Origin of the sequence: Eudoraea chungangensis (assembly GCF_029360665.1) — a bacterium.
Classification (GTDB): Bacteria; Bacteroidota; Bacteroidia; order Flavobacteriales; family Flavobacteriaceae; genus Eudoraea; species Eudoraea chungangensis.
Map to the genome: position 1 here is coordinate 177,506 of NZ_JARDUB010000003.1, position 16,925 is coordinate 194,430.

A 16,925-nucleotide genomic window follows, 5' to 3' on the forward strand; every position below is an offset into this window, starting at 1 on the left:
TTTATAAAATCAATCACAATCAATCAAAAACGAATATCATGTTTAAAAATCATTTAAAAATTGCATGGAGAAGTCTTAAAAAGCAACCTTTTTTTACTTTTCTAAACATCTTCGGACTAGCCATAGGAATGGCTGGTGGCCTCTTAATTTCCCTTTACATTTATGACGAGCTTAGCTTCGACAAAATGTTTTTGGATGCAGAACGTATTCACCGCATAAATGTCGATGTAAAATTTGGAGGGGAAGCCATGTTTTCTGCCGAAGCCTCGGCTCCTATGGCCGAAGCTTTAAAGAATGATTTTGCACAGGTTGAAAATTCTACCCGACTAAGAGACCAAGGAAGTCGTCTCATTCGAAAAGAGAACAGCACGGCGAACATAAAAGAGGAAAATACGGCCTTTGCCGATGAAAATTTCTTTGAGTTCTTTGGTTTAGAACTTCTTCATGGCGATGTCAATACTGCCTTAAAAGAGCCTAATACCCTTGTATTAACAGAAACAGCTGCTAATAAACACTTTCCATCCGAAAACGCCCTAGGACAGACATTGATTTTGTCCAATAACGAAACATACCGGGTAACCGGGGTAATGGAAGATCTCCCTAAAAATTCTATGTTAAGAGAACATGCTGTATTTATGGCAATGGTAGGGCATGAAGACGCCTGGGAAGGCGCCTGGGGAAGTCATAATTATTTTACCTTTATTAAGGTACTTCCAGGGGCAAATATGGCTGCATTTCAGGAACCATTACAGTCTATGGTAGGGACCTATGTAATTCCGTACGTTCAAAGATATTTTCCAGGAATCACGGAAGAACAATTCAGGGCCTCCGGAAATTATTTAAACTTTTCAACTATTCCACTTACCGATATACATCTGCACTCCAATGCATTTATGGAATTAAGTGCCAATAGTAAGGTTGAAAACATCTATATCTTAACCTTTATAGCGCTGTTTCTAATTCTTTTGGCTAGTGTAAATTTTATGAATCTTTCAACCGCCCATTCTCTAAAAAGGGCAAAAGAGGTTGGGGTCCGAAAAACACTAGGATCAAACAAGCGAGAACTGATTCGTCAGTTTTTAACAGAATCTGCTATGGTATCTTTGATTTCGCTGGCACTCGCTATTTCAGTAGCCTGGATTCTATTACCCTTTTTCAATGATTTGGCAGGGAAGGATATTAAGATGCCATTTACTTCCCCTTTCTTTTGGTTGATTTTGTTTGCTGCTACTACTCTATTAAGTCTATTCTCCGGGAGTTATCCTGCGTTTTTTATGTCTCGATTTATGCCAGTAGATGTCTTAAAGGGCGGTGGCACGAGTAATGTTGGTGGAAGTGCTATTAGAAATAGTTTAGTTGTTTTCCAGTTTACCATTTCTGTTTTACTCATTATTGGGACCATTGTAGTCTATCAACAATTAAACTTTATTCAAAATAAAGATTTAGGTTATTCCAAAGAACAAGTGCTTGTGGTTAACGATGTGTTTACCGTCGGAGACCAGGTACAGACCTTTAAACGGGAGGTTGATAAATTAACTCCTGTTGCGGCTTCTACCCTCAGCAGCTATCTTCCTACCCCCTCAGCAAGGTCTAATACTTCCTTTTTTCAAGAAGGCGCTGAAGAACAAGAAAACGCCATAAATATGCAGCAGTGGTTTGTAGACCATGATTACATAAATACCTTAGATTTGGAAATACTAGCAGGGCGCAATTTTGATCGGGAATTTAAGACAGATTCTACAGCCATGCTACTAAACGAAACCACAGTGTCGGTCTTAGGAATTTCCCCAGAGGAAGCAATAGGTATGCGAATTTCAGGGGATTTGGGCGCAGAGAACCCAGAATTTTTTACGGTAATTGGGGTCATTAAGAACTTCCATTTTTCAAGTCTTCGGGATCGTATTGGGTCCTTGAGTATGGTTCTTGGTGATTTTTCGTCTGCACTTTCCATAAGACTTAATACCTCAAACTTCCCTGAAGCAATTGCAAGTATTGAAAATATTTGGAATCAGGTGGCACCGGGACAACCCTTCGACTATTATTTCCTGGATGAGTCCTTTAATCAAACTTATGAAGCAGAACAGAGACTTGGAAAGATCTTTATCATCTTTACCCTTCTCTCCCTTCTAATTGCTTGTCTTGGTCTTTTCGGACTTGCCGCCTTTAATGCCGAAAAGCGAACTAAAGAAATTGGTGTAAGGAAGGTTATGGGTGCCAACATACAACAGATTGCTTACGGACTAACCCTAGACTTTTTAAAACTAGTGGGCTTAGCCATTTTTATTGCGCTGCCCTTAGGATGGCTGGCCATGAGTAAGTGGTTAGAAGATTTTACCTATCGCACCAATGTAGGAGTGGAGGTATTCATATTCGCCGCCCTAATTGCAGTCTTAATTGCAATAATTACCGTGAGTTATCAAAGTATAAAAGCCGCAATTGTAAACCCAGTTAAGAGTTTACGCACAGAATAGTATATTATTAAGTTTTGCAAGTTTATAGCCTGCAATTACAAAACCAAAACAAAATGTTACTAGAGCTAAAAAATGTTTTCAAATGGGTACAATCTTCAAGCAATCCTGTCTTTTTATTAAAAGACATCAATTTACAGGTTAGAGAAGGGGAATTTATTTCTATAATGGGGCCTTCTGGTTCTGGCAAGTCTACTCTTTTAAATGTTATTGGAATGCTAGATGGTTTTAATGAAGGTGAGTACAATTTTATGCACGAATCCGTACATAGTTTAAAAGAAAAACAGCGCGCTAACCTCTACAAGGAATATATTGGTTTTGTGTTTCAGGCGTACCATTTGCTAGACGATCTAACCGTTGAGGAAAACCTAGAAATGCCATTATTGTACAAAAAGGTCAAAAGCGGAGAACGAAAAGCGAGAGTGGCGGACATGCTTGATCGATTTAGAATTGTGGGAAAAAAAGACTTATTTCCTGCACAATTAAGCGGAGGCCAACAACAATTGGTAGGCGTAGCAAGAGCCCTAATAGGGAATCCAAAGTTAATTTTGGCGGATGAACCAACAGGAAATTTAAATTCTAAACAAGGAGAAGAAATAATGGATTTGTTTAAGCAATTAAATGAGGAGGGAGTAACTATTATTCAAGTAACTCATTCGGAGAAAAATGCGGCTTACGGCCAGAGAATAATAAATTTGTTAGATGGAAGAATGGTCTAGAAAAAATTTTCTATAACAGGAATTATGCAAAAAAGAAAGGATGGAGCTCTAAAAAACAGCTTACATCCACGTAATAAAAATAGAGAAAATTACGATTTAGAAGCCTTGGTTTTACTAAAACCGGAACTAACGGATTGTCTCCAGAACAATTCCTATGGCACTACTACCATTAACTTTAGTAATCCGGTAGCAGTTAAACTTCTAAATCAGGCGCTTCTGCATAAGTACTACGGCTTAAAGAAATGGAACTTCCCTAACCAAAATCTTTGCCCTCCTATTCCTGGAAGAGCAGACTATCTTCATTATTTGGCAGATCTTCTGGCGGAAAATAATAAAGGAAGTATTCCATATGGTAGTCAAATAACTGGTTTAGACATAGGTGTGGGTGCAAGTTGTATTTATCCTATCCTTGGTGTAGCAGAATACCAATGGGATTTTATTGGTACCGACATTGACCCTGCTTCTATCAGTTCCGCCGAAAAAATCGTAAGAGACAACCAAAAGTTAGAGGGCAAGATAAATATTAGACTTCAAAAGAATCCGCAGCAAATTTTTGCGGGCATCCTAAATACGGAAGATAAGGTTGATTTTACAATCTGTAACCCCCCTTTTCACTCTTCCATGGAGGAAGCTTTAAAAGGCAGCAGAAGGAAGATTAAAAATCTTACTGGAAAAAGAAATAAGGCAATAAAATTGAACTTCTCTGGTAACCATAACGAACTTGTCACCAAGGGAGGGGAAATAAGGTTTATAGAAACTATGATCAATGAAAGTCTCTCTTTTTCCACAAACGTTTTTTGGTTTACAACTCTAATTTCAAAACAGTCTAATTTACGCAAGATTGAACTTTTATTAGAGAAGGCAAAGGTGAAGGATTTCAAAGTAATTCCTATAGGAACTGGAAATAAGAAAAGTAGAATAATGGCTTGGACCTATTTATCGAAAAATGATCAAAAAATATGGCAGTCTAAGCGTTGGAATTCTGTAACTATCTCCTAAATTAAGACTTCCAGAAAAGTAAAACAATAAAAGACAATCTGTCTCCAAACTACTTAAGTAATACGTATATTGTGATCACCTCTCAATGACCAATCTATGAAGCAGAAATACCAACAACTAACCAAATGGCTAACGTCTAATTACAATAAAATAAGTCCGGGTAAGAATGCAATTACTGGCGCTGCAAAGGGTTTGCTTGTTTGCTCCGGAATTTTATGGGTTTTACACGCCATTATCGTATCCATTAATATTAAGGATAATTGGATTTTATTACTTTTTCTGAGTTTTACCTTGATGGTAATCCTAGCCAGTTACCTCTCTTTATGGGGTATTAATAAAATTAACAGCATCCCCAAGGTTTATAAGGTAGCCCTCGGCATTTCCATTCCTCTTTTTTTTATGATGAGTTATGACTGGCATATTACCCTATTCTTGGTTTTAATGACCTCTCTTTTTGGTGCGGGTATTTTGGTGTTAAAAAAGACCGGTTTTACTAATTTAAGTCGTCCAAAACAAATAATCAGTTTGGCAGGACTGGTGTTGGGTGCCACTGGCTTAATTACGGCCATTGTTTTGTATATCCCAAGTGGCTTTGAAATTGATCCGATTGAAAATGCAGCCTCAATTAACGAGGCCACTATCACCCCAATTAGTGCAGCTTCTCCGGCAGAAAAAGGAAATTATAAAGTTAAAACACTCCACTATGGCAGCGGTAAAGATCGTCACAGAAAAGAATTTGGTAATGCGGTAGATATCAAAACCGATAGTGTAAATGGAGTGGCTTTTATAGATGATTGGAATGGATTTGGAGGTTGGTGGCGAGAAAAATACTGGGGATTTAATTCTTCTGCCCTTCCTATAAACGGGAGTGTGTGGTATCCCGAAGGAGAAGGTCCTTTTCCTTTGGTACTGATTGTTCATGGAAACCACCCCATGCAAGATTTCTCCGATCCCGGATATGCATATTTGGGAAATTTACTTGCTTCTAGGGGTATTATACTGGCCTCTGTAGATGAAAATTTTATTAATGGTTCTTGGTCCGACATTTTTGGAGGTTTAGAGGAAGAAAACGATGCCAGAGGTTGGCTGTTATTAGAACATTTAAGGGTGTGGCACAATTGGAATAAGACTTCAGGAAATATATTTAACAACAAAGTAGATACTTCAAAAATTGCTTTGATAGGACATTCCCGAGGAGGTGAAGCAGTTGCCCATGCCGTAATGTTTAATAAGCTTTCACATTATCCTGACGATGCTTCTATTAAATTCGACTACAACTTTAATATTCAATCCATAATCGCTATTGCACCGGTAGACGGGCAATACAAACCAGGAGATAGCAGAACCAAAATTGAGGATGTAGATTATTTTGTTTTCCACGGGGCACAAGATGCTGATGTTCGCTCCTTTAGAGGAACCCAGCAATACGAAAGAGTTAGCTTTAATGATAGTCTCTACCACTTCAAAACCGGACTATATATCGCTGGTGCTAATCATGGACAGTTTAATACGAGTTGGGGAAGAAGTGATGTTGGAAATCCTTTTACAGGGCTATTAAATTTAAAACAACTACTCTCTGCGGAGGATCAAAGAAAAATAGCGGAAGTTTACATTAGTTCCTTCCTGGAAATTACTCTGCGAAATAAAAAGGAATACTTACCCATGTTTATAGATAGTAGGCGAGCAAAAAATTGGCTTCCTGAAACCATATACCTCAATCAGTTTGAAGACTCCAATGCCAGTTTTCTATGCACCTTTGAGGAAGATTTTGACGTGGTCACGACCACCGAAGACAGCGGTACCATCCTTACCAAAAACCTCAGTGTGTGGAGAGAGGAAGAAATACAATTAAAATGGGAGAAGAAAGGAAGTAGAGCTGCGGTATTAGGATGGCATTATGAAGAAGAGGATGCCGACACAATTGTAAACAAGAAAGTAGATTCTTTAATAGCTAGTTATTCTATACATCTAAAGCCCAGAACCATATCTATTGATTCCTCCGCTGCTTTGGTTTTTTCTATGGCAGAATCCACGGAAGACGCCAATCCTAAAACAAAGGGAAAATGGATTATTACGAAGGACAACAAAGAAGAAAAAGAGGAATCAAAAAAGAAGAAAGACAAAGAAAAGGATGATGCTAAAAAATCTATTGATTTTTCTATAGTCTTAAAAGACTCCTTAGGCCAGTCTGTCTCTTTTAGTTTAAGTGAATTCTCGGCCTTGCAAAGAGAAATAGACCCTGTAATTTGGAAAATGGAATTCCTTACTTCAGAGAATACAGCAGAAAATGTTTTTCAATTGTTTTATTTCCCATTAGACCGTTTCAAAAGTTATAACGCAGAGTTTAATATAGAGACTATTACAAAGATCGAGTTTGTATTCGACAAAACAGATGAAGGAGTAGTAATAATAGATAATATTGGTTTTATGAAGTCACTTTGATTTCATGAATCTCCGCAAACCGTCATAATTAAATGTTGGCTTATACAAACAATTGTACAGAAACTCCTGCTGAAAAATCATTTCAATCTATTATCTTTAGTGCTGTTTGAATAATTCCTAACCCAAGAATAAAAATCAACAAGAATGAAACAAACTATACTATTAATTTTTTTGGCTTTTGTGCTCTCATGTAAAACAGATAAAAAAGCGGAAGTAAATGCAGAGAGCTCCTCTGAAGAGACAGTTACTGGCTCTGAGACTAATTGGATTGTTCTCTTTGACGGAAGCAGCACAGATGGCTGGAGAGCCTATAACGGGGAAGTTATGCCTCCGGGCTGGGTAATAAAAGATAAGGTGCTAACCTTTAATACCGAGCAAATTCTAGAAGAAGACTATGATTACAAAGGTAGTAGAGATATTATTTACGGAGCTGAAGAATTTGATAACTTTGAATTATATGTGGAGTGGAAAATCCCGGCTGGGGGGAATAGCGGAATATTTTATCATGTGAAGGAAGGTTATGACGGTCCCCCTGATGTATCCCCGGAATATCAATTAATAGATGATGACAACTATGCCTCCATCCACGATCTTACGGAATACAACAAAGGCTTGGGTGCTCCAAATCCTGAATTGTTACAGGATTGGCAATCTACTGCCGCGGATTACGCAATGCATACACCAAATCCAGACAAAAAAGTTTTACATCCGGTTGGAGAGTGGAATTCTTCAAAAATTGTGTTTACCCCTGAAAAAGTAGAACATTGGCTAAATGGACAAATGGTACTCTCTTTTGTACCCTGGTCCGAAGACTGGTATAATAAAAGGAATTCCGGAAAATGGGAAAACAGTCCGGACTACGGTAAGTTCAAAACCGGATATATAGGTTTTCAAGACCATGGAAGTGACCTGTGGTTCCGAAATATAAAAATCAAAAAACTCTAACCAATCGTACGAAGATGAAAAGAAGACATTTTATAAAAAGCAGCGCAGTTTTGGCATCCGTTACTGCCCTACCATCGCCAGTATTGGCCTTAATGCAGGATGGAAAACTCAGAACAGCACATATAGGAATTGGAGGTATGGGTATGGAAGACCTAAAGGCTTTTTCATCGCATAGTCAGGTTGTTGTAACTGCTCTTTGCGATGTGGATTCCAATAATTTAGCGGTAGCCCAGCAAATGCATCCCCAGGCAAAAATATTTAAAGACTATCGCAAAATGTTGGAAGAAATAGGAGACCAGATAGACGCGGTGGTTGTTTCCACCCCAGATCACACTCATGCTCCTGCGTCTATGAAGGCCATGGAAATGGGTAAAGCCGTTTATTGCCAGAAACCACTAACGCATCATGTCACCGAGGCTAGGGAAATGAGAAAATTAGCGACGGATAAGAATTTGATTACCCAAATGGGTATCCAAGTACACTCATTTTATGATTACAAGTTAGCTACCTTGTTAATTCAGTCTGGTATTATTGGAAAGGTACATACCGTTCGTGCTTGGTCGAATAAGAATTGGGGATACGATGGCCCGGAACCAAAAGGCAGCGACCCGGTACCGGAAACTTTAGATTGGAATCTTTGGCTAGGCACAGCCATGGAAAGACCATATAAAAATCAGGTCTACCATCCAGCCAATTGGAGAAAGCTATTAGACTATGGCTGTGGGACTCTAGGAGACATGGGAGTGCACATTTTTGACACCCCTTATAATGCCCTTGCCTTAGATGTTCCTAAAACCATTAAAAATGAATGCCGTAAACCAAACGGCTTTGGTTTTCCAGAAAGTAATCGGGTAACCTATGAATTTCCGGGAACTGAATTTACCACAGATAACTTCAAGTGGGTATGGGACGATGGTGTGAATGCACCAAAAAAACATGACGAACTAAAACTACCAAAAAAAGAAAAACTACCCGAACAAGGAGCTATGTTTATTGGTGAAAAAGGAAGACTCCTTCTTCCCCATTTTATGCAGTTACCGCAAAAAATAGTGGATGGAGCTTTTGTTAATATCGACGAAGAAATTGCCAGTATTACCAAGGAACACAATCTTACCCCTGTTAGGGACTATAATACAGAAGGTACCAAGCACTACCATCAGTTTGTTGACGCCTGTTTAGGAAAGGATGAAAGTAGCGCTCCGTTTTCCTATGCTTCAAGATTAACAGAAACCATTTTACTGGGGGTAATTGCAGGTAGGTTTCCAAATAAAACCCTGCATTGGGATACCGATACAGCCTCCTTTGCTGAAGAAGAAGCCAATGAATTCCTGGACGGAAAATATAGAGACTTTTAGATACTGTTTGCCGTAAACTAACCATCTGGCATCTCTTATTAACACCTTAAGTACTATTACACATGGAAGAAATCAAATACCCAAGATCCTTTTCACATATTGGTATAACAGTGCCAGATATTCATCGAGCTGTTAAATTTTACAGCGATATAATGGGTTGGTATATAATTATGGCTCCTTCTCAGGTTAAAAAGGAAAGAGAAACTGCTATTGGCCAAATGTGTATCGATGTTTTTGGTGAAGACTGGGAAGAATTTCAGATAGCCCATATGGCTACCTCCGACGGTATTGGTATAGAATTGTTTTCTTTTGCAAATAGTGCAGATGAGGCACCAAAGTTTAATCCTTTCGAAACGGGCTTATTTCATTTCTGCGTACAAGACCCTAATATTGAGGCTCTCATTGAAAAAATTGTTAAGGCAGGAGGCAAACAAAGAATGCCCATACGCGAGTATTATCCAACGGAAAAACCATACAAAATGTGTTATGTAGAAGATCCTTTTGGGATCGTTTTTGAAATATATACCCATAGCTATGAGCTTACTTATTCCTCTGGAGCTTATCAGAAGTAATCCATCTGGTATGCTTTGTTAAATAGTAGCGAGCTCTATTCTTAATAGATACTTTAAAAAATCCTAATGCAACCGATTAGTGAGTTTTATCTTAGACAGACAGAACCCAATAGAAGTTGTTTATTGGCTCTTAGGCAGCTCATTCTGGAACAAGACTGTGAGGTTTCGGAAACCACCAAATATGGAATGCCATGTTTTTGTTTTAAGAATAAAATGTTTTGCTATCTCTGGGTAGATAAAAAAACTACTAATCCCTATGTCCTTTTTGTAGAAGGGAAACATTTAAAACATCCAAAACTAGAAAAAGGGGGACGCGCTAGGATGAAGACTTTTTTGATAGATCCAACCCGGGATCTACCTCATAATACTTTGGTATTACTTATTAGGGCAGCGATAGATCTCTTTAAGACTGGTATTATTAAAATAAAATAGGTGTCTTTTCTAAGACGATGCGTCTTAAAAAGATAAGCGAATTGGAAAAATTCTGTATATATTTCAGCGATCTTAGGTATAGTTTCTATAAAATGATAGCTCTTATGAGCTTATGAAAAGTATATTCCGCATATTTTGTCTCTTGGCTTTATCTGCTGCCACATGTTATGGGCAGGAAGAACTGAGACCTTCGCATATGGCTGGAGAACTTAGGGGGGAAATAATAATTGACGGCGTACTCAATGAAAGTGATTGGCAGAAGGCACCAATACTTGACGATTTTCTCACGACTGTTCCCGAAGAAAAAGGAACTCCCTCCTCCCCTACTTTAGTTCGTGTAATGGCTAATTCTCAAGTACTGGTCATAGGCATTGAATGTAAAAACCCAAATCCGGAGGATATTGTAAGGTTTTCAAAACTTAGGGATGCTGATATTTCAGAAGAAGATCATATTAAAATAGTCATAGACCCATTTCTAGACGGACAGTCTGGGTATATTTTTGCAGTTAATGCACTGGCTGCCAGATACGATGCCCTAGTCTCTAATCGAGGGGAATCAGAAAATGAAGATTGGGATGCCGTTTGGGAAGCCAGAGTGGCTGATCAATCGGACGGTTGGTCGGTAGAAATACTAATACCTATTCAGAGTATTTCTTATAAAAAAGGGCTGCGTAAATGGGGTTTTAATGTAGAGCGAAGAATTCAAGGAAAACAAGAAACTATCCGTTGGGCAAATGTGCAAAGAGACCAGTGGTTTATTCAAACAAGTAAAGCCGGGTATTTAACCAACCTACCCGCATTTAATTTTGGACTGGGGCTAAATGTACGGCCTTCATTGGTAAACGAATTGAATAAAATAGGCCCGGATGGCGCCACTATTTATGATTTTGATGCCAGCTTAGATGCCAGTCAGCGTATTGGTCCAAACGTCTTGGCTACACTAACTGTTAACACCGACTTTGCCGAGACTGAGGTAGATACAAGACAAACAAACCTAACTCGTTTTCCTTTGTTTTTTCCAGAAAAACGAACATTTTTCTTAGAAGGCTCTGATATTTTTGAATTTGGATTTGGGACAGGAACCAATACTGTCCTCCCCTTTTTTAGCAGGCGTATTGGATTAATTGATAATAATGAGGTTCCTATTGTTTTAGGGGGGAAACTAAACGGCAGAATCGGCAAAACAGCTTTTGGAGGTTTAGGTGTCCGCACGGATGTTTTGCAAACTGCCGAACGCCGATATGAGGCTACCAATATGGGTGTATTGCGCATTAGACAAAATATACTGAAAGAGAGTACGGTTGGGGTTATTGCTTCTGTAGGAGATCCATTAGATCGGCAGGGAAGTTGGATGTCTGGTGTTGATTTTACCTACCAGACTACGAGTTTTCAAGGGGATAAGAATTTTTTAATAGGCGGATGGGGACTATATACCGAGCGAGAAGATCTAACAGAAGACTCTTCTGCCTTTGGTATTAAGGTAGACTACCCCAACGACATTTGGGATGTTGCCGCCACCTATTCTAGAATTGGAAGACAGTTCGATCCTTCCTTAGGCTTTGTTCCAAGATTGGGGGTTCACTATTCTAGATTAGGCGGAACATTTGCCCCACGTCCTTCCTGGCCATTGGTAAGACAGATGTTCCATGAGGTATTTATGACGTATGTGAAAAACATTGATGGTCCGTGGCAGTCGTACAGTATTTTTACTGCTCCAGTAAATTGGAGGCTAGAAAGTGGCGACCGTATAGAATTTAATGTGCGGCCCGTTGGGGAAAATATCCTTGTCCCATTTGAAATTGCCGAGGGAGTTACTATTCCTATTGGCGAATATCATTTTATGAGGTACAGAGCCGAAATGGAATTTGCGGCAAAAAGAAGACTTAGCGGTGAGGCCTCCTATTGGTTTGGTTCTTTTTACGACGGAACTCTACAAGAAATGGAAGTACAGGTTAACTGGAATCCCCTGGCCCTATTAGGATTTGAACTTAACGCCCTAAGAAATACGGCCGAACTCCCATTTGGTAATTTTGAACAAACTCTGGCCGGACTTCGGGTTAGATTTAATATTACTTCAGACCTCCAAATAAACAGTTATTTACAGTACGATACCGTTAGCAGAAATATGGGCCTAAATGCAAGAATACATTGGATTTTTTCTCCCTTGGGTGATGTGTTTTTGGTCATTAATCATAATACATTTAATGATTTAACAGAAAGTTGGGTGCTGCAAAATCAACAAATATTATTAAAAATAAGGTATAATTTTAGACTCTAATAGAGTAGTATTATATAAAAAAATGAAAACCATCATTATACAAGGAAGTGCCCGACACGACGGGAATACTAGCATAATTGGCAATGTTCTGGCAAAAAACCTAAAGGCGGATGTAATCGACCTGTGTAAAAAAAATATCCATTCGTATAGTTATACCCATGAGCATATGGAAGACGATTTTTTCCCGCTTTTTAGATCTGTAGTGGAATATGACTTAATTGTATTTCTTAGCCCAGTCTATTGGTATACCATGAGCGGCCTTATGAAAAATTTTTTAGATAGGATTACCGATTGTTTAAAAGTGGAGAAAGATACAGGGAGAAAACTCAGGGGAAAAGCTATGGCAGCCGTCTCTTGCGGCTCAGAACCTATCGCAACAGAAGGGTTCTTTATACCATTTACATTAAGCGCCTCCTATTTAGGAATGCGAAACCTTGGAAATTTGCATACGTATATAGACGAAAAAACACCAAACGAGCATGTATTAAAAAGTCTTGAGCAGTTCTCAGAGAAACTAAAAAGAGAAGTCTAAAATAGTAAGGGACAGCTTTTTTTGATATTTGGCGTAACTTTATATGCATTCGCCCGTCTTATTTACATAAATTCACTACATATTCTGTATTGTTTTGATCATTTTTAAGATTCCATATGATTTTAAGTATCACTTCTCTTAGGTTACAATCTCCTTTTAAAATTTTTAAGGTCTATAAGTATTCTTATCGTGTAATGAAGCAAATAAAGAAAAGTCCTTGTTTGGCTGTAAGGACAACGGGAAGCTGGTCCAAACACTATACTATGACCCTATGGAGAAACGAGGAAGAAAAACTAGAATTTTACAAATCTGGCGCCCATCTAGATGCCATGAAGAATGCGAGTCGAATCGCTAAAGAAATTGCAAGCCTAAACTTAGAGGCGGATTCTTTTTTAGGTTGGAAGGATGCAAAAATGAAGTTAGAAGAGCAAGGAAAAAAATATACTTTGCGTGGCAGAACCTAGTAGAGTATTATAGCTTTACCAAGATTTAATATTACTATGAGTTTTAAGCAAGTCCATACCGTTCCAAAACTCGCAGTTCCCATAAGACTTCAGGAGTATGGGCCAGGAATTTTTAATCTAATAGCTACCAAATCGGCCTTAAAGAAGGCTTTAAAAAAACAGTGCATTACCGTTAATGGTCTTACTGCAACCACAGCAACCTATATAAAAGGAGGGGAAACCATAGAATTTCTCATTCCCGAGCAAAACATAAAGGGTAAAAGCTTTGTTTTTCCCTTAAAAGTGATTTTTGAGGACAATCACCTTGCAGTTATATCTAAACCGGCAGGTATTTTGGTAAGTGGAAATAGTTTTAAAACGATTGCTAATGCCTTAGCCCAAAATATAAAGACCAGTATACTAGAACCTCAGACGGTTGCACAACCCGTACATCGTTTAGACTATGGTACAACAGGTCTACTTCTTATTGGTAAAACAAGTACTGCCATACGACGCCTGAATAAAATGTTTGAGGAAGGCACAATAAACAAGAGCTACTTCGCTGTAACTATCGGTGAGATTAAGGCCAACGGTCAAATTAATCTTCCTATAGGAAAGAAAGTAGCGACCACATATTACAAGCTCATTCAATCTGTATCATCTAGAAGATATGGGCGCTTAAACTTAGTAGAACTATGGCCACAAACGGGGAGAAGACATCAACTAAGAAAACATTTATCTGCCATCAAAAGTCCCATCTTGGGAGATAAGGAATACGGGGAACATCCTATGGTTTTAAAAGGGAAAGGAATTTATTTACATGCCCATAGTCTCCAATTTATTCATCCATTTACCAAAGAAACCATGGCCCTAAGGCAAGCGCTACCGGAGAAGTTTAGCAAGATTTTCCAAATAACAAATAATTAATACACAAAGACCATAATTGATAGAAACCGATCCCAATTATTCACTTAACAATCTAACAATATAAAAACCAATAAATGTATGGCGCTGTGACCCCGCGGGTAATTATCACATATTTTTGTATTTTCGAAATGTAGTCGATTCCTGCACCGAAATACCCGCAGACTTTTTTTATGGACTCCATTAAGTAAGATCGAGCAATAAATCAGAATAATTAATTTGTGTCTGCTATCAGCATATGAAGGGAAAAACCAAAATATTGAGAATCTGGAAAGGCTGGACCTCCATAAAAAACGCTGCTATATACGAAGATATGTTAGTAAGGGAAGTATTTCCAGCTGTTCAAAAGAAAGGAGTAACGGGATTAGAAAAAGTTAGTATTTCCAAAAAATCTGTGGAAGATGAAGTAGAATTCCTACTGCTTCTTCGATTTGATTGCTTAGAATCTGTAAAGACTTTCGCTGGAGAAGACTATGAGGCTGCATATATCCCTGAGAATGCCAAACAAGTTTTACTTAGATATCAAGATCGTGCCACACACTATGAATTCAGAAAGGAATTAATCTTTTAGTTTACGTAGATGAAGACAAAACAAAAGCCCAATAACTTTTATAAAAAAGCAGACTTAAAGCTATTCCTCTTTTCGTATTTCCAGAAGTCAAACTTTCTTCAAAAAAGCCTTTTATCTTCCTTAATCTTAATACTTCTTATTACCTCTTGCACCGATACCGAAGACCCAATAGTGGAGACAACTCCTGAAGTTCCTGAAGCTCCTGCCTTAATTCAGCCAACCGTCTTAGTTATAGATTCAACAGACCTAAAAGATCTCCCGGCCGATAAGGGTGGTAAGCATACAGCCTACCCATTAGCATCTACCAATTCCGTATTTGGACATTTTGTATATACCCCGGATGGCTATACCGAAGATGGTCCGGAATATCCTTTATTGGTGTTTCTTCATGGTTGGGATATAACCGAATATACAGGTACGGATGAAGAGGAACTAAACGAACTTTTATTGGGAACAACTCCTCCAGGGCTTATACATTCTGGGAGATGGAAACCATCCACTCCATTTATAGTAGCTTCACCAAAACTTAAATCCGACTGGTATTGGAGGCATGATCAAATTCATGAATTTATCGAATATTTAATCGAAACTTATAGGGTAAATTCTCAAAGAATATATCTTACAGGGCTAAGTCTAGGAGGGGGAGGTGCCTGGTATTATGTAGGAGAAAGAGGAGAAGACAATTATGTTGCCGCTATTGTACCAATTAGTGCCAGAGGAGAAGAGCGCATTGTTTCAAACCTAACCAAAACACCCATATGGGCATTTCATGGTGACTCGGACGCTACAGTACCGGCCTATGATAATTTCGGATCTTTCCCCTTGGTAACAGCCATAAATGCTCTTAATCCGGAGGTAAAGGCTAAGGTTACCGTTTTTGGTAATACCGGACATGATGCTTGGAGCAGGGTCTATTCAAATCAGCTGGCATTTACACAAATCCAAGGAAGTACATTTGATGTATCTATTTATGACTGGCTATTGCAATTTAAAAAAGAATAAATATAGCCTAAGAACTTAATGTGAACAGTACTAAATAAATGATTGGGAAGTAGTATTCTTTTGAATCTCCCGGACCTTATCACCTATAGTAGCACCATCTTCAGGCAGCGAAGTTAACCTATGTAATTACTAATTGCTCTGTAGTTTACCGCCTACTTCCACGTAGGCAATGAGAAGTTATTTTAAGAATACTGAAAAGGATAAAATACCTGGGTCATAAAAGGATTATGCTCCCGTAAAGCTATGCATCCTTATCCTATTTACTTAGACCTAAAAGTGGCCGAGGTCATTACACTGTTTAATAAAAATACCTACATTGGGCCTAAATACTCACCAGAAGAATTTGATTATAACCTAACAGGGCTCAATCAAGTCAAGATTTTTTTGCCAAAATAAAAGATACCTAAATAACCAATGTTTAAATTCTTTCGTAAAATACGATACAAGCACATGAGTGAAAATAAAACAGCTAAATACCTAAAATACGCTTTTGGTGAGATTGTCCTGGTGGTTATTGGGATTCTAATCGCATTAAGCATCAATAGCTGGAATCAAGACAGATTGGACCAACTGGATAAAAACGAAATTCTTTCTAAGCTCCACGTAGAATTTCAATTAAACAAAAAAATATTACAGGATTATACATTGACAATGGATGCTTCTATGAATGCCAATATTAAGCTCCTGAGCCTAATTGGGGAAAGTAGAGAAGTGCTTTCAAAGCAAAATTTAGACAGTCTTTTTTATGAAGCATACCAAGGGTTTGAACTTGCCTTTTCTGAAAATGCAGCAAAAAACATCGTGGAAGGAGGGCGTTTAAATCTTTTTAAAAATGAAGACATGACGACTTTACTAAATCAATGGAACTCGCTTTCTGAGATTAGAGAAAAACGTTTGAATAAACTAGATTCATGGAATAACGAATATTCTATACCTTATCTCATACCCCATATATCCTTTAAAGAAATGGATGCCAATGCAAATTTCAGATGGTCAGGCAAGTCTAAAGTCAAACCCGATTACTATCCATTATTTCAAAAAGTTGAATTCGAAAATTTATTAGAAAATACCTTGTGGTATCAGGAGAACCTAAATGTTAGACTTGAAGAAACGCAAGTACTAATTGATAAAGTTATCAATGCATCCAAACCAACTATAGACTCTAAAAAATAATTTGGGATTCACTGTATAAAGAGCACAACCTAGGGTATTGGAAAATGCTGTATTATGGGCTAATTCAAAA

The 16,925-nt window shown here is 38.2% G+C and carries 15 protein-coding genes; all 15 read left to right on the forward strand.

Annotation, left to right across the window (positions count from 1 at the left end; translation table 11 throughout):
* The first annotated feature begins 38 nt into the window (after nt 1–38).
* The 15 genes from PXG98_RS07600 to PXG98_RS07670 all read left to right on the forward strand — a co-directional run bounded on the left by PXG98_RS07600 (nt 39) and on the right by PXG98_RS07670 (nt 16,855).
* Nucleotides 39–2,471, forward strand: a complete 2,433-nt coding sequence (locus PXG98_RS07600) for an ABC transporter permease (protein WP_276390052.1) — start codon at nt 39–41, stop codon at nt 2,469–2,471.
* Nucleotides 2,472–2,524: 53 nt separating this feature from the next.
* Entirely contained in the window at nt 2,525–3,187 is a 663-nt protein-coding gene (locus PXG98_RS07605) for an ABC transporter ATP-binding protein (RefSeq protein ID WP_276390054.1), read from the forward strand.
* A 24-nt stretch (nt 3,188–3,211) separates the two neighbouring features.
* The gene (gene rlmF, locus PXG98_RS07610; RefSeq protein ID WP_276390055.1) at nt 3,212–4,186 is read left to right on the forward strand and encodes a 23S rRNA (adenine(1618)-N(6))-methyltransferase RlmF; all 975 of its coding nucleotides are present in this window, start codon (nt 3,212–3,214) and stop codon (nt 4,184–4,186) included.
* Nucleotides 4,187–4,282: 96 nt separating this feature from the next.
* A complete protein-coding gene (locus PXG98_RS07615) occupies nt 4,283–6,628 on the forward strand; it encodes an alpha/beta hydrolase (RefSeq protein ID WP_276390057.1) in 2,346 nt (781 codons plus the stop codon).
* Nucleotides 6,629–6,772: 144 nt separating this feature from the next.
* The gene (locus tag PXG98_RS07620) at nt 6,773–7,573 is read left to right on the forward strand and encodes a 3-keto-disaccharide hydrolase (protein ID WP_276390059.1); all 801 of its coding nucleotides are present in this window, start codon (nt 6,773–6,775) and stop codon (nt 7,571–7,573) included.
* A gap of 14 nt (nt 7,574–7,587) precedes the next feature.
* A complete protein-coding gene (locus PXG98_RS07625; protein WP_276390061.1) occupies nt 7,588–8,928 on the forward strand; it encodes a Gfo/Idh/MocA family oxidoreductase in 1,341 nt (446 codons plus the stop codon).
* A gap of 62 nt (nt 8,929–8,990) precedes the next feature.
* Nucleotides 8,991–9,500, forward strand: coding sequence for a lactoylglutathione lyase family protein (locus tag PXG98_RS07630; RefSeq protein WP_276390063.1), 510 nt, complete (start codon nt 8,991–8,993; stop codon nt 9,498–9,500).
* Between the two features lie 66 nt (nt 9,501–9,566).
* Nucleotides 9,567–9,932, forward strand: coding sequence for a DUF1801 domain-containing protein (locus PXG98_RS07635; RefSeq protein ID WP_276390065.1), 366 nt, complete (start codon nt 9,567–9,569; stop codon nt 9,930–9,932).
* 112 nt (nt 9,933–10,044) lie between these two features.
* Nucleotides 10,045–12,210 carry a carbohydrate binding family 9 domain-containing protein gene (locus tag PXG98_RS07640; RefSeq protein WP_276390066.1) on the forward strand — a complete coding sequence of 722 codons (2,166 nt, stop codon included), beginning with the start codon at nt 10,045–10,047 and terminating at the stop codon, nt 12,208–12,210.
* Between the two features lie 22 nt (nt 12,211–12,232).
* Nucleotides 12,233–12,742 (forward strand): flavodoxin family protein, encoded by a 510-nt coding sequence (locus tag PXG98_RS07645; protein WP_276390068.1) that lies wholly within the window; start codon nt 12,233–12,235, stop codon nt 12,740–12,742.
* Nucleotides 12,743–12,858: 116 nt separating this feature from the next.
* The gene (locus tag PXG98_RS07650) at nt 12,859–13,206 is read left to right on the forward strand and encodes a DUF3291 domain-containing protein (protein ID WP_276390070.1); all 348 of its coding nucleotides are present in this window, start codon (nt 12,859–12,861) and stop codon (nt 13,204–13,206) included.
* A gap of 36 nt (nt 13,207–13,242) precedes the next feature.
* Nucleotides 13,243–14,112, forward strand: a complete 870-nt coding sequence (locus tag PXG98_RS07655) for an RluA family pseudouridine synthase (RefSeq protein WP_276390071.1) — start codon at nt 13,243–13,245, stop codon at nt 14,110–14,112.
* Between the two features lie 256 nt (nt 14,113–14,368).
* Nucleotides 14,369–14,680, forward strand: coding sequence for an antibiotic biosynthesis monooxygenase (locus tag PXG98_RS07660; protein ID WP_276390072.1), 312 nt, complete (start codon nt 14,369–14,371; stop codon nt 14,678–14,680).
* A 9-nt stretch (nt 14,681–14,689) separates the two neighbouring features.
* Nucleotides 14,690–15,682 (forward strand): carboxylesterase family protein, encoded by a 993-nt coding sequence (locus tag PXG98_RS07665; RefSeq protein ID WP_276390073.1) that lies wholly within the window; start codon nt 14,690–14,692, stop codon nt 15,680–15,682.
* A 450-nt stretch (nt 15,683–16,132) separates the two neighbouring features.
* A complete protein-coding gene (locus PXG98_RS07670; protein WP_276390074.1) occupies nt 16,133–16,855 on the forward strand; it encodes a DUF6090 family protein in 723 nt (240 codons plus the stop codon).
* Nucleotides 16,856–16,925 lie beyond the last annotated feature (70 nt).

Excerpts from the sequence above, each read along its gene's own strand:
- PXG98_RS07600 (WP_276390052.1), top strand. The coding sequence starts at position 39 with ATGTTTAAAAATCATTTAAAAATTGCATGGAGAAGTCTTAAAAAGCAA.
- PXG98_RS07605 (WP_276390054.1), top strand. The coding sequence starts at position 2,525 with ATGTTACTAGAGCTAAAAAATGTTTTCAAATGGGTACAATCTTCAAGC.
- rlmF (WP_276390055.1), top strand. The coding sequence starts at position 3,212 with ATGCAAAAAAGAAAGGATGGAGCTCTAAAAAACAGCTTACATCCACGT.
- PXG98_RS07615 (WP_276390057.1), top strand. The coding sequence starts at position 4,283 with ATGAAGCAGAAATACCAACAACTAACCAAATGGCTAACGTCTAATTAC.
- PXG98_RS07620 (WP_276390059.1), top strand. The coding sequence starts at position 6,773 with ATGAAACAAACTATACTATTAATTTTTTTGGCTTTTGTGCTCTCATGT.
- PXG98_RS07625 (WP_276390061.1), top strand. The coding sequence starts at position 7,588 with ATGAAAAGAAGACATTTTATAAAAAGCAGCGCAGTTTTGGCATCCGTT.
- PXG98_RS07630 (WP_276390063.1), top strand. The coding sequence starts at position 8,991 with ATGGAAGAAATCAAATACCCAAGATCCTTTTCACATATTGGTATAACA.
- PXG98_RS07635 (WP_276390065.1), top strand. The coding sequence starts at position 9,567 with ATGCAACCGATTAGTGAGTTTTATCTTAGACAGACAGAACCCAATAGA.
- PXG98_RS07640 (WP_276390066.1), top strand. The coding sequence starts at position 10,045 with ATGAAAAGTATATTCCGCATATTTTGTCTCTTGGCTTTATCTGCTGCC.
- PXG98_RS07645 (WP_276390068.1), top strand. The coding sequence starts at position 12,233 with ATGAAAACCATCATTATACAAGGAAGTGCCCGACACGACGGGAATACT.
- PXG98_RS07650 (WP_276390070.1), top strand. The coding sequence starts at position 12,859 with ATGATTTTAAGTATCACTTCTCTTAGGTTACAATCTCCTTTTAAAATT.
- PXG98_RS07655 (WP_276390071.1), top strand. The coding sequence starts at position 13,243 with ATGAGTTTTAAGCAAGTCCATACCGTTCCAAAACTCGCAGTTCCCATA.
- PXG98_RS07665 (WP_276390073.1), top strand. The coding sequence starts at position 14,690 with ATGAAGACAAAACAAAAGCCCAATAACTTTTATAAAAAAGCAGACTTA.
- PXG98_RS07670 (WP_276390074.1), top strand. The coding sequence starts at position 16,133 with ATGAGTGAAAATAAAACAGCTAAATACCTAAAATACGCTTTTGGTGAG.